The organism is Microcoleus sp. PH2017_28_MFU_U_A (assembly GCF_020738035.1).
Taxonomy (GTDB): Bacteria; Cyanobacteriota; Cyanobacteriia; order Cyanobacteriales; family Microcoleaceae; genus Microcoleus.
This window is the reverse complement of the sequence record NZ_JAEQCX010000117.1, coordinates 18,939-43,072: the sequence shown is the minus strand read 5'-3', so window position 1 is coordinate 43,072 and position 24,134 is coordinate 18,939. Positions and strand designations below refer to the sequence as shown.

Annotated in this window: 11 protein-coding genes; 5 read left to right on the top strand and 6 right to left on the bottom strand. The window is 45.0% G+C overall.

Features of this window, described 5'->3' with window-relative positions:
- Positions 1-625 precede the first annotated feature (625 nt).
- Both JGK14_RS27030 and JGK14_RS27025 read left to right on the top strand, forming a co-directional pair.
- Entirely contained in the window at positions 626-907 is a 282-nt protein-coding gene (locus JGK14_RS27030; protein ID WP_293183021.1) for a peptidoglycan-binding domain-containing protein, read from the top strand.
- Between the two features lie 70 nt (positions 908-977).
- Positions 978-1,250, top strand: a complete 273-nt coding sequence (locus JGK14_RS27025) for a peptidoglycan-binding domain-containing protein (RefSeq protein WP_293183023.1) — start codon at positions 978-980, stop codon at positions 1,248-1,250.
- 446 nt (positions 1,251-1,696) lie between these two features.
- On the opposite strand, the gene JGK14_RS27020 is transcribed toward JGK14_RS27025, so the two are convergent.
- From JGK14_RS27020 to JGK14_RS27010, 3 genes are all read right to left on the bottom strand, one after another.
- Positions 1,697-5,095 (bottom strand): ATP-binding protein, encoded by a 3,399-nt coding sequence (locus tag JGK14_RS27020; protein WP_293183025.1) that lies wholly within the window; start codon positions 5,093-5,095, stop codon positions 1,697-1,699.
- A gap of 358 nt (positions 5,096-5,453) precedes the next feature.
- Entirely contained in the window at positions 5,454-8,729 is a 3,276-nt protein-coding gene (locus tag JGK14_RS27015) for a response regulator (protein WP_293317690.1), read from the bottom strand.
- Between the two features lie 120 nt (positions 8,730-8,849).
- Positions 8,850-9,803 carry an aliphatic sulfonate ABC transporter substrate-binding protein gene (locus JGK14_RS27010; protein ID WP_442921484.1) on the bottom strand — a complete coding sequence of 318 codons (954 nt, stop codon included), beginning with the start codon at positions 9,801-9,803 and terminating at the stop codon, positions 8,850-8,852.
- Positions 9,804-10,230: 427 nt separating this feature from the next.
- Here JGK14_RS27010 and JGK14_RS27005 point away from each other — a divergent pair, with 427 nt between their 5' ends.
- Positions 10,231-10,530, top strand: coding sequence for a DUF7734 family protein (locus tag JGK14_RS27005; protein ID WP_293151314.1), 300 nt, complete (start codon positions 10,231-10,233; stop codon positions 10,528-10,530).
- A 179-nt stretch (positions 10,531-10,709) separates the two neighbouring features.
- Here JGK14_RS27005 and atpC read toward each other — a convergent pair whose 3' ends face one another.
- The 3 genes from atpC to JGK14_RS26990 form a co-directional block, all read right to left on the bottom strand.
- Positions 10,710-11,117 carry an ATP synthase F1 subunit epsilon gene (gene atpC / locus JGK14_RS27000; protein WP_293151311.1) on the bottom strand — a complete coding sequence of 136 codons (408 nt, stop codon included), beginning with the start codon at positions 11,115-11,117 and terminating at the stop codon, positions 10,710-10,712.
- A gap of 163 nt (positions 11,118-11,280) precedes the next feature.
- Positions 11,281-12,738 (bottom strand): F0F1 ATP synthase subunit beta, encoded by a 1,458-nt coding sequence (gene atpD, locus JGK14_RS26995; protein ID WP_293183033.1) that lies wholly within the window; start codon positions 12,736-12,738, stop codon positions 11,281-11,283.
- A 126-nt stretch (positions 12,739-12,864) separates the two neighbouring features.
- Entirely contained in the window at positions 12,865-13,665 is an 801-nt protein-coding gene (locus tag JGK14_RS26990; RefSeq protein WP_293190619.1) for a PEP-CTERM sorting domain-containing protein, read from the bottom strand.
- A gap of 926 nt (positions 13,666-14,591) precedes the next feature.
- Here JGK14_RS26990 and JGK14_RS26985 point away from each other — a divergent pair.
- Complete coding sequence (locus JGK14_RS26985) at positions 14,592-22,598, top strand: two-partner secretion domain-containing protein (RefSeq protein WP_325315697.1); 8,007 nt, start codon at positions 14,592-14,594, stop codon at positions 22,596-22,598.
- Entirely contained in the window at positions 22,571-24,097 is a 1,527-nt protein-coding gene (locus JGK14_RS26980; RefSeq protein ID WP_293196351.1) for a CHAT domain-containing protein, read from the top strand. The genes JGK14_RS26985 and JGK14_RS26980 overlap by 28 nt, the downstream gene beginning before the upstream one ends.
- The last annotated feature ends 37 nt before the right edge of the window (positions 24,098-24,134 follow it).

Genomic DNA, 24,134 nt, shown 5'->3' with positions numbered 1-24,134 from the left:
TTATTTAATCTGATACCTCTTGAGTTTTTGAGTAACAGCTTGCCGGAGATTCAAAGGTGACTACTTTTAGCTGGGCTCATTTTTTAGTCTAAACTACAGTTATAAGATTAGGAAAGAGCGCGATGAAGCGCAACTACATACCTTGGCTCAAGTGCGCCATATCGAGAAAATCCCCAGATCTTAATAGTTGGGGATTTTCGTATTTGAATATGTCATTAAAAAATAGTTGCGAGTAGCGATACTTAAGCTAATTTGAACCAAAAAATCCCGATATTATCTTCGTCAATATAAAATATTTTTTTATATGAAATAACCAAGCACTATCTCAATACGCTAAAGAATTGGTTGAAAGCCTCTCTCTTTGGCGTAGAAATTAAAATCAGACGATTCATTACTCCAATCCTCGGACTTCTAGGTAGAGGTCGCTATCCCAGGTCAACTGTCAACTGTCAACTGTCAACTGTCAACTGTCAACTGAACGAACCTCGTTTCTTCTGTCACTCATCTGAGCTACCTCAAACAAGCGTCACTGAAAAAAGCGACTGTTAAAGCACTTTCCACCACAGCTACAACTAGGGAATAGCAGGTTCAAACAACTTGCAAACCACTAATCCCCAATAAAACCATGCAAACCACAAACGAAATTCACGCTCAATTACCGATGTGCTCTTCCTTGCCCACACTGCGACGAAATGATAGCAGCCCTGCCGCCAATAAAGACGTGCGCTATCTCCAACAATCCTTAGTTAAAAAAGGATATCCCGTAGCAACTGATGGATTCTTCGGCGCCAAAACCGAACAAGCAGTCATCAATTTTCAAAAGAAAAATAAGATTACTGTTGATGGCATTGTTGGCCAGCAAACTTGGACGAAATTAGGCGCTTGCGTTAGCGAACCTCCTTGTTAAATCACTGCCAACATTTGCCCGCACTTCTTTGTCGATCGCAACTTGCAAACAATAAATGGAGAATCCAACCATGCAAACCACAAACGCAACTCGCCTTGAATTACCTTCCTGCCGTTATTTTCCCCTACTCCAACGCAACGATGCTGTCACCCAAAATGAGGATGTCCGCTACCTCCAACGAGTTTTAAATGTCAGTGGAGCTTCCCTAGATACTGATGGATCGTTCGGCGCGAAAACCCAACAAGCAGTCATCAGTTTTCAACAGCAACAAAAAATCGCTGCTGATGGCATTGTCGGCCCAAAAACTTGGAATAAATTGGGCGTTTGTACAACTATATTTTAAAGTTTGTACTACCATATTTTAAACAGAGTAGGGCGTGCCGTGCGCGCCCTATCTTTTATAGCAACCGCGCCCGATGCTGAGGACGTTTTTAATTGCTGACACCAATGCGATCGATTCGGGAGCATCTCATTTTTGAAAAAAGCATTTTTTATTATAGTGCTGTCCCCGCTCAAAAAAGGATCGTAGTACGGACTTCAGTCCGCTCTTTAAAAAATGCTTCTTGCAAAACTGAGATGCTCCCAACTAAAGTCTTCTTCCCGAATCCCTGTTTTTACCAGAAGAGCAAAGCCGAAGCGAACCCTCTTCCTTAGGAGCGCGAATTAAATAATTTACACATATTTGTGGGATGGGCGTCCCGCCCGTCCAGAAAAGACGGGCGGGACGCCCATCCCACAAGAACAATAAAAATTGTAAGTTATTTAATTCTCCTTCCTTAGAAAAGCTGCCTACTTTTCCGCCCCGTCTTCCACCCCAGACCACCCCTCGGGTACTCCATACATTCGATACTTGCGAGAGCGCTTGAAATATAGCGTTGCTACCAGATCCTCAGGATTGATTTCTAAAATATTCTCAAATACTTTTTGAGCAGCAACAAATTTTTTCTGGTAGTAAAAATTGAGAGCTTCTTGAAAAATCTCCGCAGTTTGCTGTTTGAGGAGAATGCTTTGTTCTGTTTCTGCATCATAAATTTCAAATACCGACACAGCAGTTGTCTTTCCTTTCACCGTTACTCGATCGACAAATCTGTAGTTGTATGTTTCTGAATCGTCCAGGCGATCGATAATTTCACCGCTAACGAGAATTCCAGAGCCGTAAACCTTAGTCAATCCTTCCAAACGAGACGCGAGATTCACCGCATCAGAAATCACGGTACTTTCCATCCGTTCTCGCTCGCCAATTGTACCCAACATCAAATTGCCCGCGTGCAAACCAATGCCGATCGCGATCGGCAACAAGCCGTTTTGTTCTCGCTGCTCGTTGTAGATACTCAATTCTTTTTGCATATCAATTGCTGCTCGCACACCATCTGATGGAGATGTCGGAAACAAAGCCATGACTGCATCGCCAATATATTTGTTGATAAACCCGTTGTTTTCCCTGATTGCAGGACTCACCCTTCCCAAGTAACTATTAATAAATGCAAAGTTTTCGGCTGGTGTCATCTGTTCTGAAAGTACCGTAAAAGAGCGAATATCAGCAAAAAGTACAGTCATATTCTTTTCCTGATTGTCGCCTAATTTGACTTCAATAATACTCGGTCTTTCAAGCAAATCTAAAAAATCATGCGGCACAAACTTGCCGTAAGCTGCATTCAGTTTTGCCATACTAATTTGCGTCTTGATTCTGGCTAACAATTCCTTTTTGATAAAAGGTTTAGTTATATAATCATTCGCTTCTGAGTTAAAAGCTTCTACCAAGTCACTCGTTTGATTTTTGGCCGTCACCATCAGAATTGGTATTTCTAAAGGTGAGTATTGTTGGCGAACTGCTCGACAGACTTCATAACCAGTCATCTGCGGCATCATTACGTCGAGTAAAATCAAGTCTGGCTTAAATCCTGATTCAATCAGATTTAAAGCTTCTCTGCCGTTGATCGCTTGAGCGATCGCATAGTTTTCCAGAGCGAGATTATTGATAATGACCTGAATGTTAATTGGTTCATCATCGACCACTAAAACTTTTACTTTTTCACCTTCTTCTATCAAGTCCCTTTTGGTTAAGATAGTAGAATTTACTAGAGATGATTCGGAGTCTAATTCAGGAGCAAGCAAAATCTCCTCGCCCTCGGTTAAACCAGGCTGTTTGCTGTTAATTTCCGGCTGACTCTCTGAGACTGGTAAAGTAAAAATAAATTGGGAACCTACGCCTACACTTGAAGATACCGAGATTTTACCGCCGTGTAATTCCACTAATTTCTTGGCAACAGTTAACCCTAAACCCGTCCCACCATATTCTCTAGCAGTGGAACCGTCAGCTTGTTCAAATGATTCAAAAATTTGCTCTAATTTATTTTCGGGGATGCCAATGCCTGTGTCGGATACAGTAATCGCCAATTGGGGATTAGGTGATGATTCTTCATGGCTCGTTATCAATGCTGCTGAAATCTCAACTGTGCCGCTTTCAGTGAATTTAATCGCGTTGCCGATTAAGTTATAAAGTATTTGCTCCAAACGATTCTCGTCGGCTGCTATTGGTGGCAATTCCGGAGCAACTGAGTTAATCAATTGCAATTTTTTTGTGCCTACCAATGGCTGACATAATTTGAGAATCACAAAGACGATTTCTCGGAGGTTGACTGACTTAGTTTGCAGTTCAAGACTTTTGTGTTTGAGCTGAGAAAAGTCGAGGATATCGTTTATTAAAGAAGCCAATCTTTTTCCTGACGATGCAATCAAAGCTAAGTTGAAATTGGTCGTTTCTGGCAGTTTTCCGGTAGCACCGTCTATCAAAGATTCTGCAATCCCAATAATGCCGTTGAGGGGAGTGCGGAGTTCGTGGGAAGTATTGGCTAAGAATTCGTCTTTCAGTTTGTCCAGTTGCTGCAATTGGGTATTTTTAGTTTCTAAGGCACTAAAAGATGTTTGCAGTTGTGCTGCCATGCTGTTAAAAGCAGTAGCAAGCACGCCCAACTCGTCGGAACGATCGAGCTTGACAGTTCTGTCAAATTGTCCTTGAGACAAATCTATTGCTGCATCTTTTAATTTTAAAATTGGTTTGGTAATCCAGCGAGAAGTGCAAATTCCGATCGCAGTAGCTACAGCCAAAGCTGCCAGACATAGCAAGATTGTAGTTCTATTGCCGGCATTTATTTGTTCCATAAAATCGGCTTCTGGAACGACGACGACAATGAGCCAATCTAAACCTTTGCCATCTTGGAATGGCATAACTTTTAAAAATTGCTGCTTCCCGTTGATTTCAAAATGGATTAGTTTCGATTCGGTAATTTGCTGCAAGTCTTGAAAGTGACTTTCTAAGTATTTAGCTGTACTCTGGGTTACGATATCGCTGCTTTCTTTGACTTGAAACTGTTGTTTTTTACCGTTTTTGTTGCGGAAAGGTTTTTCTGGGGTGGAAGTTGCCAGCAGCGTTCCCTTTCTTTCGATAATAAAAGTTTGACCGGATTTGCCTATTTTGAGGCTGTTTAAAAATTCACTGATACTGTCCAGACGTAAAGCAGTAATTAATACTCCGTCTAGCTGTTTCTGGTTGTTGTAAACTGGTTGCAGCGCGCTGAGGAGCAGTGTGGGTTCTAGCGAGGAGACATCCACTGAACTCCAAGTGGTTTTGCCTGCTACAGAGGCATCTTTGTATAAAGGGTTCTGTCGGATGTCGAAGTTTTTGATGGTGGCTGCTATTTTTGTGCGATCGCCACTATCATTAGTATTGTAGGAATAAAAATTAAATTTGGTAGACGGGCCGGAGGCGTTAATCAATAAAGTCCCATTCGACATCTTTTCGCCAGTGCGGTATTCTCCATTGCGATTGGCGAATGAGGTAAAATTGATATAAGGATATAATTGCACTTGCCGCCACAGATACTTTTCCCAAGCTGGCAAGTCTTTGATGTTCACAAAACCCAACTTCAGTGCATCCAGCTTGCTTTGATTGATCTGGTGCGGAGTTTGCAAATAAGTTATCAAATTTTGCTCAATGCGATTGCTCACTTCCCCCATTAACTGATCTGCAAGATCGTTCACGGCTTTTTGAGAGTTCTTAAATGATAAATATCCCACAATTCCCACTGCCGCAAATACTTGCAAGACAAACGGAACTATGAGTACAGTTTGCAGCGTCGTTTTTCCTGAAAGTTTGGCAGCTAAGCGATTGAGAGAAAAAGTTGACATAACATTAATTTAGATTAAAAGACACGGTTTATACTCGGAGGGAAGCTACACCACTGTTAAGTATTGTAAACCTTGTTGTAGTTGAACAAAAGTTACACAATAACAGCCTGATTCTAGGTTGTTTCCTGAATCGCTGTCAAACCTGAGATTTTTTATAGAAACCAGGTTTTTTTTCGCATAGCTTTACGCATTATATTCGATTATGAAGTCAAACCTAGCGAACTCTACAGCGGATTTTCGGGGAAATTCCCCATTTTGGGTCTTCAGGCTTCGGTATGAATATATTATGACTGAGACTAGCTCCAGAAAAATCGATGAAGACCTGAAAATTTCTGACTTCAGATTGATGCTACTTTTACTACTTTTCATCCAAACATTCTATCCCCGACCATCCTTCTGGAACTCCATACATTTGATGTTTCAGAGAGCGCTGGCAGTAGATTGCTGCCAACTTATCTTGAGGATTTGTTTCGCAAATATTCTTAAAGATTTTTTGCGCTTTAGGAAAATTTTGCTCGACATAAAGCTGTATACCTTGTTGAAATACAGCAGCAGTTTCCTGTTTTAGCTGAATGCTTTGTTCTGTTTCTGCATCATAAATTTCAAACACCGACACGGCAGATGTTTTCCCTTTTACGGTGACTCGATCGACAAATCGGCACAGATATTGCGATCGATCGCCCAAACGCTCTAAAATTGATTCAGTAACGAGAATTCCAGAGCCGTAAACCTTAGTCAATCCTTCCAAACGAGACGCGAGATTCACCGCATCAGCAATCACGGTACTCTCCATCCGTTCTTCTTCGCCAATCGTACCCAGCATTAAAGTGCCCGCGTGCAAACCAATACCGATCGTAATTGGTGCGTAATCCCTTGTTTGTCGGCGATCGTTGAAAAGAATAACTTGTTTTTGCATTTCCACTGCCGCGCGAACAGCATCATCTGCCGACTCAGGAAATAGTGCCATAATCGCATCGCCAATATATTTATCAATGAAACCTTTGTGATCGCGAATTACCGGACTGACTCGACTGAGGTAGCTGTTGAGAAAATTAAAATTTTCTTGGGGAGTCATAGCTTCGGAGATAGTTGTAAAGGAGCGAATATCAGAAAATAAAACTGTCATTTCTTTCTGGATTTGATCGCCTAGTTGAACATCAACAATACTTTCGTGTCCCAAAAATCGCAGAAAGTCGTGGGGCACAAATCTACCATAAGCTGCATTGATTTTTGTGAGACGGATGTGAGTTTTGATTCGAGCTAGCAATTCATTTTTGAGAAAAGGTTTAGTTAAAAAATCATTGGCTCCTGCATTGAAACCTTGCACTAAGTCAGATACTTGATTTTTCGCGGTTAGCATGACGATTGGCAATTCGCTAGCCGTGAATTTCTCCCTGACTTTATCGCAAACTTCGTAACCAGTCATCCGTGGCATCATGATATCTAGCAATATTAGATCGGGTTTGTAGCCTCTCTCGATAAGAGCTAAAGCTTCTCTACCGCTGCTAGCTTCGGCGATTGTATAATTTTCAAGAAGTAGATTGTTAGTTAATACCTGAATATTTACAGGTTCGTCATCTACAATCAAAATTTTTACTTTGTTGTTTTTCAAAGAACATTTAATCGCACTCGAACTGTTATTGTTAAAATTTGGTGGAGCAGCTTCATTAATTATCAACTTGCGCTCTTCTGTTCTCGAAACTAAAGAATGTCGAGCAGTTGCTGGCAACTGCTTGTCATCGAGATATTGATTTTTAGAAATTGGCAAACTAAAGGTAAACTGGGAACCAACACCGAGTTCTGAAGATACTTGAATTTCGCCACCGTGCAGCTCGACTAACTGCTTTGTAACTGCCAAACCTAAACCAGTTCCTCCGTGTTCTCTAGCAGTGGAGCCGTCTGCTTGTTCAAAGGATTCAAAAATTCGTTCTAACTTATCTTCAGCAATGCCAATTCCCGTATCGGATACGGTAATTTGCAGTTTTGACCTGACAATTAAAGATAGAAGCTGGCTCGTTACTGAACTTTCTTTTTTTGCCAACTGCGGCGATTCCAAGCCGATCGCATTCGCCGAAATTTCTACAGTACCATTGTCGGTAAATTTAATCGCATTGCCGATCAAGTTGTAAAGAATTTGTTGCACCCGATTTTCGTCGGCATCCACCAGGGGAATGTCGGGAGTGACTGAATTAATCAACTGCAAGTTTTTTGTGCCAATTAGAGGTTGAGAAAGAGTTACTACGATATCGACAATTTCTCGAATGCCGACGGGCTTGATTTGCAGTTCAATATTTTTGTGTCTCAGCTTGGAGAAATCGAGAATGTCGTTGATGAGATTTGACAGTCTTCTGCCACTAGATGCAATAATTTCTAGATTGGAAATAGTCAGTGCTGGTAATTGTCCTGTAGCACCATCGATCAAAGATTCTGTTAAACCGATAATGCCGTTTAGTGGGGTGCGGAGTTCGTGAGAAGTATTGGCTAAAAATTCGTCTTTGAGTTTGTCAAGTCGCTGCAATTGAGCATTTTGATGCTCTAATTTTGTGAAAGATACTTCCAATTGACCGGCCATGCTGTTGAAGGCATTAGCTAATTTTCCTAGTTCGTTAGATGAGGCAATATTTACCCGAGTTTCCAATATGCCGCTAGTCATTTGAGTAGCTGCGGATGTTAGAGATTTTAAAGGATTTGTGAGCGATCGCGCAAAAGCGACTCCCAAGCCCACGGCGGCGAGGGCGCTGACGGTGGTAACTGCACCCATGACGTAGATGAGCGATCGCACAGGAGCGTAAGCTTCGGCTGTAGGTAGCTCTACAACCACCATCCACTGTACCCTGCGGACGATCGCACCCGTTCCCATGACTTCTTCCCCGTGCCAGCCTCGATAAACCAGCGGAGATTGCATTCCCGAAGCTAAAGCTAATTTCGATAACTCTCCCACAAACGATCGCCCTTTCAAATCTGGGAGTAAATACGGATTAACCTTGTTTCCTGTTTCCGAAATCAGCACCGAGCGGTTGTCGATAACATAGCTGTATCCAGTTTTTCCAACTTGCGATCGGGCTGCAATTTGAATTAAAAAGTTTAGACTTACTCTGGCAAATAATACTCCAGCAATTTTATTTTTACTGTCACGAATAGGTACGGCTAAATTAACAACATTAACCGTTGTCTTCATATCGACATCTACCGAGCTAACATAATTTTGAGCCTGTCGAAACGTCTCCCAAAATAGAGGCGCATCTCCCGAAATACCTGCTAAACTTAAGCTAGATGTAGAGTATGATTCGTAAGGCGACATTACTTGTACGACTTGACCTTTACTGTTTAAAATTCCCACCACTTCGTAGGCGCTGTTGCTATTGATTAATCCTTCAAGAATGCTGCGCTGAGTTTCAGTATTAAATTCTGTTAGGCCACGCAATTCTGACAAATAATTGAGTTGGCGCTGCAAGTTATCCAGATAAGCGCTAATTTGGGCGGCCGCAGCTTGCGATCGCTCGTACTGAAGCTGTTTTGTCTGTTCTATTTGTCCCCGAAAGCTGAGGTAAGCTAACGTACTCCCTGCCATCAATACGCTTGCCACAACAATCGAGACAAAACCATAACGCAGTTGATTGGCAATTGAGGACATTTGATTCTGCTACTTAACAGTTTTAACTCTCTTTCTCTAGGATACACCTAATTTCATTTTTCGTAGCGCTGCTACAATCGCCACCTTTAATTTATCGTTACCTTTGGCTAACTTGTGGTTTTATAAATCTAATTTTTGTTTCCAGATCCGATCTTCAATCCAAATTCGATCCGGCAGGAGTCCCAACCTAAAGAAAATTTCAGCAATGCGTTGTTGTTCTTCAACTGCCCTATCTTGAATTGGTAACAAATCGTAGGTACGGCTTTTAGTTAAACTTCTAGCTGTGGTTTTTTTCATTCCGGTTCGAGCGGTAATAAAGTCTACTGCTCGCTCGGGATTTTTAGTTATCCAATTAGCCATCTGTCGCGTTTCTCCCATGACTGTTTTAACAATATCGGGAAAGTCGCTAGCAAAAGAGCGACTTGCCAAATAGAAGTTTCTGTCATTGATCAGTTGCTCGCTATCAGTCAGGAAATGAGCAGGCATGGTTTCCTGTAACTTAGCTAAAAACGGCTGCCAAACCGCCCAAGCATCAACTTCGCCTCTCAGAAATGCTTCCTGAGCTTTTGGCGGAGACAAATCGACTAATTCGGCATTTTTTAACTTCAATCCGCCTTGAGTTAACGCCCGAATTAACAAATAGTGAGCTGATGTTTTCCGAGTGGCTGCTATTTTCTTGCCTTTAAGATCTGCGAGAGTCCGAATAGGAGAATTTTCAGGAACTATGATGCCAATGCTGCCAGGTAAAGCTGAATCATTAGCAATATAAACGAAAGGTATGCCCTCTGATTGGGCAAAAATTGGCGGCGTAACTCCTGCATAACCCAGATCGATTTTTCCTTGTCCTATTGCTTTTAAAATTGGTGGCCCTGTGACAAATTCCGTCCATTCTACAGACCATCCCATTTTTGCTAAACGGGTTTCCAAAGATCCTTTAGCTTTGAGATAAAACAGGGATCCGAAAGGCTGATGGCCGATTCTTACTATTTTTGTTAAGTTTGAGAATGAGTTTGTTTTTTTTGCTGTAAAGCTATTTATCAGATCGGAGTTGCAACTTGCTACAGTTAAACTCAAGCAAAAAAATAGTATAAATAGCAGCGAATATTTCCAAGCCAAATGCTGTTTAATATTTTGAATCAAAAACGATAATTGAAACCTCGGCTTTTTGTGGCTCATAAAATATCGTCGAAGTAGGTTGTGCAGGAGTAATATTTTCCAGATGTTTTTGACAATACTTATATTACAATACGGTTCAGTTAACAATCTAATTGCTTTGCGCGCAGATAAATTCATTGAGAAGCACCATAGTCTTTGCGATTGCTTCGCTAAGAGCTCGCAATGACATACTTCGCTAACCCAAGCGTATTGACTTATATTATGTCCGCTGATTTCCGGGTGTTAAAAAAGGTAGAATTAAATATAAAATTTTGGCTGGCTGTCTCTGAAATTAGCGACCAAATTAAGCTATATTATAGCAGATTTCAGGAATGTGAGATTTGCTATGGCTGACTCTATTGCTCGCCGTTTGGAACAATACACGATCGCCCGATCGCACGAAGTGTTAATCGTGAAGGCCGAAATAGACGGCGAATTCGACGAAATTGCTATTTTTAAAGGGTTTTCTAGCTCCCTGGTGCGATCGACCGCGAGCGATCCAGAAGTGCCAGTTTTGCCGGAGACAGCAAAGATTGTTAGTGTCGATCGGCTCTATAGTCCCTACAATCCAAATAACCCCCGCTATATCGAGCAAGGGCTATCTTGGGAAACAATGCAATTTCTCTTGTCCGAAGCCGGAGTTTAGAAGACCGGGCGGTTTCAACCGCCGTCTATACAAGAACACCGGGCGGTTTCAACCGCGTCTATACAAACAAAACCCTTCTAGTGCGGGTTGAAGAACTGGCGGTTAACATTACGTTATTTTCTTCAGTCCGCGGAGGCGGACTTTGTTTTTGTAGGCGCGGTTTCAACCGTACGTCCTATCTAAATCGTGCCGCCGGCCGCTTGAAAACGAGCTCTCGCGCGTTTGATTGCTTGCTTAGCTTGAATTTGCTCTTGCAAAGTGCCACTAGCAGAGCTTTCCAAACGAGCTTCTGCTTCGGTGTAAGCAGTACGAGCAGCTTCTTTATCAATCGTTTCGCCTTTCTCAGCGCCGTTGACAAGGATAGTTACTTGGTTTTCTTGGATTTCTGCAAAGCCGCCCATCAGAGCAATAGACACCCATTCCTTACCAGGACGGACGCGCATCACTCCGGTATCCAAAGCAGTCAACATCGGAGCGTGACCGGTCAAGATACCCAATTGGCCTGTCGTGCTTGGCAGAATTACTTCTTCAGCATTAGAATCCCAAACAGTTTTGTCTGGGGCCACTACGCGCACAGTTAATGTCATAAATAGTGAATTGGGAATTGGGAATTGGGAATTGGGAATTGGGCATTGGGCATTGGGCATTGGGCATTGGCCAAACAGGTAATTGGTTATTTGTTAGTTTCAATAACCAATAACCAATTACCAATTACCAATTACCCATTACCCATTACCCATTCCCTACTTTCTACTTAGCGTCAGCCTTCATTTTTTCAGCTTTGGCGATCGCTTCGTTGATATCGCCAACCAAATAGAAAGCTTGTTCAGGTAACTCATCAAGTTCGCCACCCAAAATCATTTGGAAGCCCTTAATGGTATCAGCCAACTTGACGTACTTACCGGGGGAACCGGTGAACACTTCTGCTACAAAGAACGGTTGAGACAAGAAGCGTTCAATTTTGCGAGCGCGAGAAACAGTCAAGCGGTCATCTTCCGACAGCTCGTCCAAACCCAAAATCGCAATAATATCTTGCAATTCCTTGTAGCGTTGCAAAATAGACTGCACCTGACGCGCAACACCATAGTGTTCTTCGCCTACAATGCTAATTTGCAACATTGTGGAGGTAGATTCCAGGGGATCAACAGCCGGATAAATACCCTTCGCAGCCAAACCGCGAGACAACAAAGTTGTAGCGTCTAAGTGAGCAAAAGTCGTAGCCGGCGCTGGATCAGTGAAGTCATCCGCAGGTACGTACACAGCTTGAACCGAAGTAATCGAACCTTCGGTAGTCGAAGTAATCCGTTCTTGCAAGTCGCCCATGTCTGTACCGAGAGTCGGCTGATATCCCACAGCCGAAGGCATCCGACCCAACAAAGCCGATACCTCAGATCCCGCTTGTACGAACCGGAAGATGTTGTCAATGAACAAGAGTACGTCTTGCTTGCTGACATCGCGGAAGTATTCGGCCATCGCTAGAGCCGACAGGCCCACGCGCATCCGAGCACCTGGTGGCTCGTTCATTTGACCGTATACTAGGGCAATTTTCGATTTGCTGCGGTCTTTTTCGTCAATAACCCCAGACTCGATCATTTCTTTGTAAAGGTCATTACCTTCACGGGTGCGCTCGCCCACACCGCCAAACACGGACACGCCGCCGTGAGCCTTGGCGATGTTGTTCACGAGTTCCATCATGATCACGGTTTTGCCGACGCCTGCGCCGCCGAACAAACCGATTTTGCCACCGCGACGGTAGGGAGCCAGGAGGTCGATGACCTTGATCCCTGTTTCAAACACCGAAGGCTTGGTTTCTAGTTCGGTGAAAGCCGGCGGCTGGCGGTGGATGGGCATACTTTCGGAAGTATTGACCGGGCCGAGGTTGTCTACGGGTTCGCCGATGACGTTAAAAATACGGCCGAGAGTCGGGATTCCGACGGGAACTTGGATCGCTTCCCCGGTATCTAATACTTCCATACCGCGCATTAAGCCGTCGGTGGTACTCATGGAAACTGCACGCACTTGGCTGTCTCCGAGGAGTTGCTGAACTTCGCAGGTAACAGAAATGTCTTGACCTGCTTCGTTTTTGCCGGCGATCGTAATAGCGTTATAGATTTGGGGCAGTTTGCCGCCTGGGAATTTTACGTCTACAACTGGCCCGATGATTTGGGTGATGTAGCCTACGTTCGTTTTTGTTGCGGTGGATACCATGAATAGTGCCTTTGTTAGGATTCTATTTTTCCCGTTGTGGAAAAAGTCTTAACATTTAGAAATGCTATTTCTCAGAGTACCACTGAACAGACTCACTATTTAGATTTGTATGGGGATGCTTAAGAGTCATTTTTTTGGTTGCTGCTGTCGCTTTTTTTTGCCGCGAGCCGCCGCCAAAGCCCCGATCCCCAGCATGGTGCCGAACACTGTCACAGGCTCGGGTGCTAGCTCGGCGGAGACGGTGAAGTCTTGGAAGTCGCGATCGTTTCCTCCTCCGGCATCGTCGAAGGAGATTTTGCTTCCCTGAGCCAGTTGGGCCATTGTGAGCGATGAATATTGTTCTGGGCCTTTACCGCCGTTGATACTTGTAAATGAGTCGGGGGAGCGGGGGTTGAGCCCAAATTCGCCAAATACGGCTTGCTGACATCCGGCCACCACACAGTCATCTCTGCGAAACTGGGTGTTGGCGGCAAACCATTCGGGGCTGTTCATGAAGGTGCTGCTGGAGGCGTACTGCTCGAATTGTTTGCCACTGCCGCTGTCACTCCAGAGCAGCAGGGCATAAACTTGATCCTGCAAAAAGGTGAAGGTTTGAGTTGGGGAGCCGTTGTTCGATCCCACGGAGTTGCCGAAGGTTCCTTTCCATTCATCGGCGTTCCCGTTATCTGAGGGTTTGAACTCGTAAAACAGTCGGGTGATGTTGCTGTAGCCATTGGCTCCTGTCTGAGCTTGGGCTACCCACAAGCTAGACTGGTAAGCGCCGTGAGATTGGTCGAATGTAAAGTTGATATTGGTATCTCGATCGAACTGGATGCCAGTGCTGCCAAACATGAAAGCTCGGGCGGGCGTGCAGATGCTGAGCAAGATTGTGGTTGCCAAGCTGGCGACTGTAAAAGATGTTTTTTTGACTAGCGTTAAGGTAGTCATAACCCTGATTCCTCCAATATTGTTAGTTAGTAAGCTGGTCAATGCTATCTTGTCAAGACAGGAATAGACGATCGCGACCCTCGGATATTAAGGGCGATCGTCAAACCGACAAAACAGACTCTACGGCAGTGACTCTACGGACTGATATCACTTAGGTGTTTTTTTGAGTCAATGAGTGCTTGTTTTAAGAGTTTTCACTGACACTCTAGTGGCAGACTACTTTCATCTGTCACAGCCAGATTTTCACTCAGTATAGATTTACAAGCTACTACATCTATTGGTATCGCTAACTGTCTCAAATTGACTGGAAGACTTGCAAATATTAGCTTTCATCAAAAATATATAATTTTTTTTTGTCAATTTTTGTGAAATTTTGGTAAAGCTCATCCCAAACTTATAAAGTTTCTCAGAAAAATTTGGCTGTTGGGTGAGTTGCTCCTGGAAGCGGACTGCAAGCTGCTCGCCCTGGAATCGGCTGTGGCGCTGTCCAGAGTAGGAATTGGAGCGAGTTGTTTGGCACTAGAAGCAAGTTGCAGAAGAGGCGATCGGTACTTACGCATTTTTGACTGCTAATCGTCAAGGTTGTTCAACTGACAGTTGACAGTTGACAGTTGACAGTTGACAGTTGACAGTTGACAGTTGATAGTTGACAGTTGATAGTTGACAGTTGATAGTTGACAGTTGATAGCACTTGACAAAGGAAAGAAGAGGATTGGAGTAATGAATAGTCTGCTTTTAATTTATCCTTAAAAGGGTTCCGGCTTTAAACCAATTATTTATGGTAATTAAATAGATAGATTTCCTGCGGATTTGCTATATTTTTTCGAGGCAAAATACCGTAAATCCTATTGACAGGAGGAACCTTCATGAGTCAGAATAGGGAAAGATAAATACGATCGCACTTTTAGCACAGATCTTTAACCACAATGGCAGCCAACAAACTAAATTTGCTCGGATGGTTATTCATACTTGGCTGCCTCAATGCAGCGGCCGGCTCGGCTTCCGCGCAACCCATCACCCCCGCACCAGACGGCACGAATACAGTCGTGACACCCAACGGCAATCGCTACGACATTTCCGGGGGGTCATTGGGCGGTGACAAGGCTAACCTGTTTCACAGTTTTACTCAGTTTGGTCTCAGTTCCGGTCAAACGGCAAACTTTTTAACCAATCCCAACATTCAAAATATCTTAGGAAGAATTAACGGAGGAAATCCTTCTGTAATCAACGGCTTAATTCAAGTTACAGGCGGCAATTCCAACCTGTTTTTGATGAATCCGTCGGGGATAATTTTCGGACAAAATGCCAGCCTCAACGTACCGGGTTCTTTTAACGCCACGGCGGCGACAGGTATCGGTTTTGGGAACAATCAGTGGTTTAGTGCGATCGCCAATAACAACTGGGCAGCTTTAATCGGGAATCCGAACAGTTTCGCATTTACCAGTCCGCAAGCAGGAAGCATTGTAAATGCCGGGAATTTGACGGTGGCACCCGGTCAAAGTTTAAGTTTGACGGGGGGGACGGTTGTGAATACCGGCCAGCTAAACGCGCCAGGAGGCGGTGTTCTGATTACGGCTGTACCCGGTCAAAATTTGGTGCGGATTTCTCAAGCTGGTAATTTATTGAGTTTGGATGTTCAACCAACAGCAACTGGGGGATCGCTGCCGAATAATTGGACGCAGCCAGTGTTATCTTTGCCGGAGTTGCTGACGGGTAAAGGGCAGGAACAAGCAACGAATTTGACGGTAAATCCGAATGGGGATGTGGTGCTGGGGAATTTGGCTGTGCCTGTTGTGGCGGGAACTGCGATCGCCAGTGGCAGTATCAACGTCTCTGGCAATACTGGGGGTAATGTTAACATTTTAGGCGATCGCGTAGGCGCGATCGCGGCTAACATCGATGCTTCGGGTATTAACGGCGGCGGGAATGTACTGATTGGCGGAGATTTTCAGGGTTTGGGGACTGTGCCGAATGCTGTGCGGACGTTTGTGAGTGCAGATTCGACAATTAATGTGGATGCGATTAGCAACGGTAATGGCGGGCGAGCGATCGTTTGGGCTGATGAAACTACTCGTTTTAATGGGAATATTACTGCCCGAGGTGGCTTGTTTTCTGGGAATGGCGGGTTTGTGGAGGTATCGGGAAAACAATCGCTGGATTTCGCTGGGTTGGTGGATTTGCGATCGACTGTCGGCAGTGCCGGAACCTTATTGTTAGATCCTACTAATATTACTATTAGCACAGCTCCGGATGCAGCCGGTGCATTCGGGGGAGGAGTGTTTACTCCCGGTATCGCTGCGCCTACGGCTACAATTAATAACGGGACGCTGCAAACGCAATTGGGTTTAGGTAATGTCACTATTTCTACTACATCTCTTGGTGCGAGTGCAGGGGATATTACAGTTAGCGCTCCGATTGCTTGGGCTAATAAAAATTCCCTGACTCTGAATGCCAGTAATAGCATATTTGTTAACAACAATATCACAACTCAGGGAGGCAATATCACCCTGAATGCTGATACCGACAATCTCGCCGGTGGTAATGTCACCATTACCAATGCGACGATTAATACAAATGGTGGCAATTTTACCGGTATTGGCCGCGGGAATACTGTCAATGGAAATGGGATTAATATTAATGGTGGTACGATTAATGCTGGTGGTGGGAATATTGACCTCACTGGTAGTAGTGCAGGAAACACGGCAATCAACGTCGGCCTTCAGGTATCTGGCGGAACCATTACACCTACTTTAGTAACTACTGGAACGGGAAAGATTACCCTTACTGGCACTAGCGGTACCAGCCTCAATAGTGACGGGATAATTTTGCGCGGGCCTACTATAAGTTCAGCCAATGGTGAGATTACACTGATTGGTAACGGCAGCGGATCTGGTAACGGCATTCTGATTTTGAGTAATGCCGTGGTGGAATCAACGGGGACGGGAAAAGTTGGCCTGACTGGTACGGGCGGCAATGGGATTAATGGCAGCAATAGAGGGATATCTATTGAGACAAATAGCAGCGTTAAATCATTCGATGGAGATATCAGTCTTATTGGAAAAGGTGGCAGCAGTGGAAGCAGTAATTACGGTATTGCGATCGACAACGCGGCCTTAGTGCAATCAACAGGCATTGGAAGTATTAGTTTCAGCGGTACCGGCGGTGCGGGCAAAAACAATAACTCCGGGATATTGATTAACGCCGCCAAAGTGCTATCAAACAATGGAAACATCAGTTTCGCAGGGACAGGTGGTGGCACTGGAATTGGTAACCACGGTATTCGCATGGAAAACCTGCCGTCGTCAGAGGTACCACTTCTAAATGGATCGTTAGTTGAATCAACTGGAAGCGGAAGTATTTCTTTCAACGGTACGGCTGGTGCGGGCACAGACAATAACAGCGGGATATCTGTTGCTAATTCTAACGTGCGATCGGCGAGTGGAAATATCGCCATGACTGGCACAGGTGCGGGGACTGGTATCAATAAAACAAATTATGGCATTATTGTTGAGGGTAATTCAGCAGTAGAATCGACGAAGGCAAGTATCGATCTGAATGGTAAGGCAGCAATCGGTTCGGCGGCAATTTATCTGAATAATGGAGCGCTCAAATCGACGGTGGGAAATGTTGCTCTGACTGGTAATGGGCCAAGCGGTACTAATGAAATTAACCTGAATAATAGCAACATCAACCTGACGGCAGGAACCGGTAATGATGTTACTTTGACCAGTGATGCAATTACGGTTTCACCCACGTCTCAAGTCAAAGGCAACGGTACTATTCTGTTGCAACCTCTGACTCCGAGTTTAGGTATTACTGTTGGCACTGCCGGTAATTCTGCTGATTTGAATCTCAGCACTACTGAACTCGCAGCTTTCAAGGGATTTTCCCAAATGATTGTCGGGCGGGCGGACGGCAGTGGGACGATCGCAATTGCTGACCCCAGTGCTGTTACTTTTGATTTTCCGGTTACATTTCGATCTCCCCAAACTAACGCCACAACTAGCGGCACAATTGCAGTCAATGGCAACATTAAAGGTATAAATAACGCTTCAATTAGTTTTGATGCTGCCACTACTAACTTAAATGCAAATGTTGTCACCAACGAACAGAATATTACCTTTGGTGGTAAAGTGTCTCTCGTTCAGGGTTCTAATGTCACTCTCGATACTGGGTTGACGAAGGCAGGCGACATTAATTTTAAGGGAACTGTTGACGGCGATGGGAAGCTAACTTTGACTTCGGGAACAGGTATTATTAATCTTAACGGGGCTGTTGGGGGGACTGTGCCTTTGGGTTCCCTGACAATAGTCAATTCTCAGAATGTTACCAGTACCAGTCCGATCGCGATTACCACTACTGGCGATATTACTACAGGCAATATTACGAATCCCGGACGGGCGATCGCGCTTACGAGCAACAATGGTAACATTACGAGGAGTTCCACAGGGGCGATCGATACCAGTTCTACTACTGGAAGTGGCGGCCCGATTGCACTGAGTGCGAACAATATTACTCCTGGTAATCTTAACTCAAGTTCCACGGCGGGCGATGGTGGAAAAATTACCCTCACCGGTAAAACAGGCAACATTTTAGCAGATCCCGGAGTAGTTTGGAACTCTAGTTCTACGAACGGTGCGGGTGGCGATATCGCGATCGCCACACCCAATCTAGTTCGGATCAATATCATTGATGCTAGGGGATTGTCCGGTACGGGAAATATTAGCATTAGCGGTAATGACATGAGCTTTTCGGGAGGCCCAGATTCCGTACAGGGTAAGGGTACTTTGTCAATTGCGCCGTCTTCGCCTAATGTCGGAATTCGCTTCCAGGATGCACTTGCTGACGATCCGAAGGCGATCGATTTAGGAAAACAATTTTTCTCCTCCTTGGCTAATGGATTTAGTGGAATTGCGATCGGAACTAATACTACCGCAGGCAATATCACGGTAGACAATTTGCCTGCTGTTTTCAAAGATCCTGTGACTTTCAATACTCAAGGCACAATTTTTGTAAATAAAGCTCAAGCAATTTCGGGAACTGATGATGCTTCAGTTACTCTCAACGCTACTACTAATAACCTGAAGGGAAATATTACCACCGCCGCTCAAGATATCACCATTAAGGGTAATGTCTTAGTCGGAGATAGCGTCTTGATCGGCAATGGAAATTCAGCAAGTGGCAAGATTCTGTTGAATGATAATATTGATGGCAGTGGCAATCTCACTTTAGAAACAGGTACGGTAAATATTGCGGTGAAAGGTGCTATAGGTAATACCGTACCCTTAGGAAATATTATTGTCAACAGTGGTGGTACGGCTACATTTAATGCTGTCACTGCTAGCAGTTTCACTACCAATGCTGGCGGCAAAACTGAATTAAATGGCAATGTGACTACCACCGGCGCTCAAACCTATGGAGATGCTGTCACGATTGCCAACAATCCAATTCTCGCAGGCACGGGCGTTACTTTCAACGATACTGTGAACGGTAGCAGCAATTTGACGGTGAATGGGGGTAGCGGTAATATTACATTTAGCGGTGCAGTTGGGACTATAAGTGCGATCGGCAATCTGACAGCTAACTCTACAGGTACAACCACATTTAATACTGTCAGTTCTGCCAGCGTCACTACCAATGCGGTTGGTACAACTATACTCAAGGGCAATGTCATTACAACTGGCCCTCAAACCTATGGAGATGCTGTCACAATTGCCAACAATCCGATTCTCTCAGGTAGCGCTGTGACTTTCAATAATAATGTTGACGGCACTGGCGATTTGACTGTGAATTCGGGTAGTGGCAATATTACATTCAGCGGTGCAGTTGGGGCTGCAAGTGCGATCGGCAATCTGAAAGCTAACTCTCAAGGAATAACTGCATTTAATCAAACAGTCAAGGCCGCGAGTTTGACTACAGATGCGGGTGGCACAACTCAAGTGAAGGGAAATGTCACTACAACTAACCCTCAAACCTATAACGATGCAGTCACGATTGCCAATAATCCGATTCTGTCAGGTAGCGAATTAACTTTTAACAATACTGTTGATGGTGGCAGCGATTTGACGGTGAAGGCGGCTAGCGGTAATGTTACCTTCACAAGTGCGATCGGCAAAACAACTCCTCTGACAAGTTTAACTGCCAACAGCAAAACATCTTTAGGTGGCAGTGTTACGACAACTGGCGGTCAAACTTATGCAGATGCAGTGACAATTGCCAACAATCCGATTCTCGCAGGCACCGATATTACTTTCAACAAGACTGTTGACGTAGCTGGCAATCTCGGTATTGCTGCTGACAATGTTAATCTCAAAGGAATTGTCACAACCACCAATGACGGGGCGCTCACAATTACCAATAAGGTTAATCTCAATATTGAGAAAAACCTGAATTTAGACGGTGCATTCAGTCAAAAAGGGGCGGGAACTGTTGCGGTTAGCGGCAATATCGCCACAACTAATGATAACATCAGTTTTCAAGGCCCGGTGACACTAAAAGCTCCTGTAAGTTTTACACCGGGAGATGCAACTATTGCTTTCGGTTCGACTTTAGCAGCAGGAAGTAACTCGCTGAATTTAACAGCAAGTGAAATTAATTTTTCCGATAAGGTTTCTGGTACGGCCTCGCTAGCGTTGCAACCGACAAAGGCAGGACAAAATATTGTGGTTGGTGGCACCGACAACACTACTCCCGCTTTAGATTTGACGGCATCAGAAATTAATTTGATTCAAAAGGGATTTAGCTCGATCGCGATCGGGAAATTGAATGGTAGTGGCAATATTACCATTCCTAACGATCTCACTTTTACCGCCCCAGTCACGATTCAAACGGGAACTGGTACGATCGCACTTAACGCCAATATTACCGGAAATGACAACAGCAGTATTGCTCTTAACAGCAATAATGTCAAACTCGGCAATGATGTCGCTCTCAGCAGTGCCGTCGGTAATGTTAGTATCGCAGGTGCGATCGATGGATCTCGGCGCTTGAACATCAATGCTACTAAAGGCAATGTGCTGCTGCAAGGAAATATCGGAAACACAACACCACTGACAGGTTTGAATGTTACTGCCTTAAATACTAAGTTGGGTGGCAATGTTACCACTAATAACAGCAATATCAATATTAACGGTTCTCTCGGGTTGACGAAAGATGCTGTATTCAAGACTGCTGGCGGGAATATTGGCTTTGGGGGTGCGATCGACAGTATAGATGGCGCCCGGAATCTAAATCTCGCAGCAGGTAGCGGCAGCATCACTTTTAATGGATCGGTGGGCGCAACCACAGCCCTAGGAAATCTGACAGCCAATGCTGCGGATGTTACAGCAAACTCGAATATTAACGCGCAAAGCTTGCAAGTAAATAGCACCGGAAATATCAATTTGTTGGGAAATGTCACTGCTTCAAACGGGCAAAATGGAGGGACAATCGAGCTTTCGAGCCCTACCGGAAAAGTGAATGCTAGAGATTTGAATACAGCGGGAAATACTGGCGGGAACATTACCGTTAAAGCTTTAAATTCAATTACGGCGGGAAAAATTACCTCCTTCGGTACACCCGGAAATGGTGGCAATGTGTTCTTAGATCCGATCGGCGATCTTCAAGTAGAGTCAATTAATGCCCAAGGCGGTACGCGTGGCACTGGTGGCGATGTGTTTATTTCGACGGGGAATTTTTTCCGCGCTACAGGTGGTTTTTCCACCGCACTTTCGCCGACAGGATTTGCTAGTATTTCTACTGCGGGTGGCGCCGGTGGTGGCAAAATTACAATTGTGCACGCTGGTGGAGATCAAGGCCCACCGATTCAACCGTTTGTCGTGGGAGATACTACTATTAACGGTACGGCGGGTGCAATTACAACTGGACAATCTAGAATTACATCGCAGTCGTTTCCGCGTTCTAGTATTGTGGGTAATATTGTGTTGTTGACTGACGACGGCAAAGATCCAGCGCCAACAAATCGGCAGCCAATCCCGCCGACACCTGAAGTAATTCCGCCGACAAATGGGCCGACACCTGAAGTAATTCCGCCGACAAATGGGCCGACACCTGAAGTAATTCCGCCAACAAATGGGCCAAACACGGGCATCATTCCGCCGACAAATGGGCCGACACCTGAAGTAATTCCGCCAACAAATAGGCCAAACACGGGCATCATTCCGCCAACAAATGGGCCGAACACGGGTATCATTCCGCCAACAAATGGGCCGAACACGGGTATCATTCCGCCGACAAATGGGCCGAACACTGGTATCATTCCGCCGACAAATGGGCCAAACACTGGTATCATTCCGCCGACAAATGGGCCAAACACTGGTATCATTCCGCCGACAAATGGGCCAAACACTGGTATCATTCCGCCGACAAATGGGCCGAACACTGGTATCATTCCGCCGACAAATGGGCCGAACACTGGTATCATTCCGCCGACAAATGGGCCGAACACTGGTATCATTCCGCCAACAAATGGGCCGAACACTGGTATCATTCCGCCGACAAATGGGCCGAACACTGGTATCATTCCGCCGACAAATGGGCCGAACACTGGTATCATTCCGCCGACAAATGGGCTAATCTCGGAAAATATTCCGCCGACAAATGGGCAGATCGAGGGTCTTATTCCGCCGACAAATCGGTCAACAATTTCGTCGCCCATAACTGACATCATTCCGCCGACAAATCGCTCGACAGTTTCGCCGACAACCGAAGGAATTGCGCCGACAAATCGCTCGACAGTTTCGCCGACAACCGAAGGAATTGCGCCGACAAGCCGACAACCGAAGGAATTGCGCCGACAAATCGCTCGACAGTTTCGCCGACAACCGAAGGAATTGCGCCGACAAATCGCTCGACAGTTTCGCCGACAACAACAGAAGCAGCAGTACCTGCGATCGATTCTAACCCATTGTCGATCGCACGTGGCAGCACAGTAGGAACAGCAGCATCAGCATCGTCCGCACCGGCAGCTACACCCACACCGGCAGCTACACCCTCAACCCCCGAAACAGAAGACTTGCAGCCCCGGAGTATTCCACGCCTAAACAGTTCCGGTGTTGTTAACGATCGCATTTTAAGACTTGATTCTAGTATCATCAGTAACTTGCCCTCGGGCGAATCACAGCCAACACAAAGCAGCAACGAATCAGCGCCAGCAGCCAACTCTAATTCTCGTTTAGCGCTGGGATATGTCTCGTCTCCCGATCGACTTTTTGAAACTAACGACATCCAGAAAATAGTCTGGGGAGTCGAAGGACTGAGGAATCAAGAATTTGCATCATACCTGGGGATAAAAAGCAACCTCCCAGACGAACAACTCTTGGTTCCGACATTCCAAGAAACATTAAGAAATATCGAACAGCAAACCGGCAAGCGGTCTGGTATTATCTACATGGTCTCGCGAGTCGATCGACTGGAACTAATTTTAATTCCTCCCGTAGGGCGATCGATTCACTACAGCGTTCCGGAAGCCAACAGAGCAGCTCTTTTCCCGGTTGTCAAAGAGTTGCGGGATGAAATCACCACTCCCGCCAAACGCAATACTACCAGTTATCTACCCTCCGCCCAGCAACTGTATAAATGGGCGATCGCACCTCTAGAAAAAGACTTAGAAAGGTTAGGAATTAAGACTTTATTGCTGTCAGTAGATCCGGGATTGCGGAGTGTACCTTTTGCCGCTTTGCACGACGGTAAAGGCTTCTTGATTCAAAAATACAATTTCAGCCTAATTCCGAGTTTTAGTGCCACTAACACTAATTACAAATCGGTTAATAGCACCAGAGTGCTAGCAATGGGACGATCGGAATTTGTGGACAAAAAGCCATTACCCAGCGTCCCCCTAGAATTGCAGATGATTTCTGGTCAGTTGCAGGGGCCATTTTTCCTCAATTCAGCTTTCACCTTAGATACACTCAACTCCGAACACGCCAAGGGAGAATTTCGGATTGTTCACCTAGCAACCCATGCGGAATTCCAACCAGGAAAAGCGAGTAATTCCTACATTCAACTCTGGAATTCTAAATTGCGACTCAATGATATGGGAAGTTTAAATTGGCGCAATCCGCAGGTAGACTTGTTAGTATTGAGTGCTTGTACAACTGCTTTGGGCGATCGCGAATCAGAGTTAGGTTTTGGAGGTTTAGCGGTCAAATCCGGCGCTGCATCTGCCCTAGGGAGTTTGTGGTATGTTGACGATGGAGGCACTTTGGGACTGATGAGCGAATTTTACTACCAACTTCGAGGAGGCACAACTAAGGCAGAAACCCTGCAACTTGCTCAACAAGCAATGATTGCTCGTCAAGTTGGAATTAAAAACCAACAGTTAGTGACAACAGGAGGGAAGTTGAATTTACCAGCTAATATCAAACAAAGAAACCAAGATTTTTCTCATCCTTACTACTGGAGTAGTTTCACCCTGATCGGCAGTCCTTGGTAAGCTACCATATGCAAGATTCCGAACTTACCTAACTGAC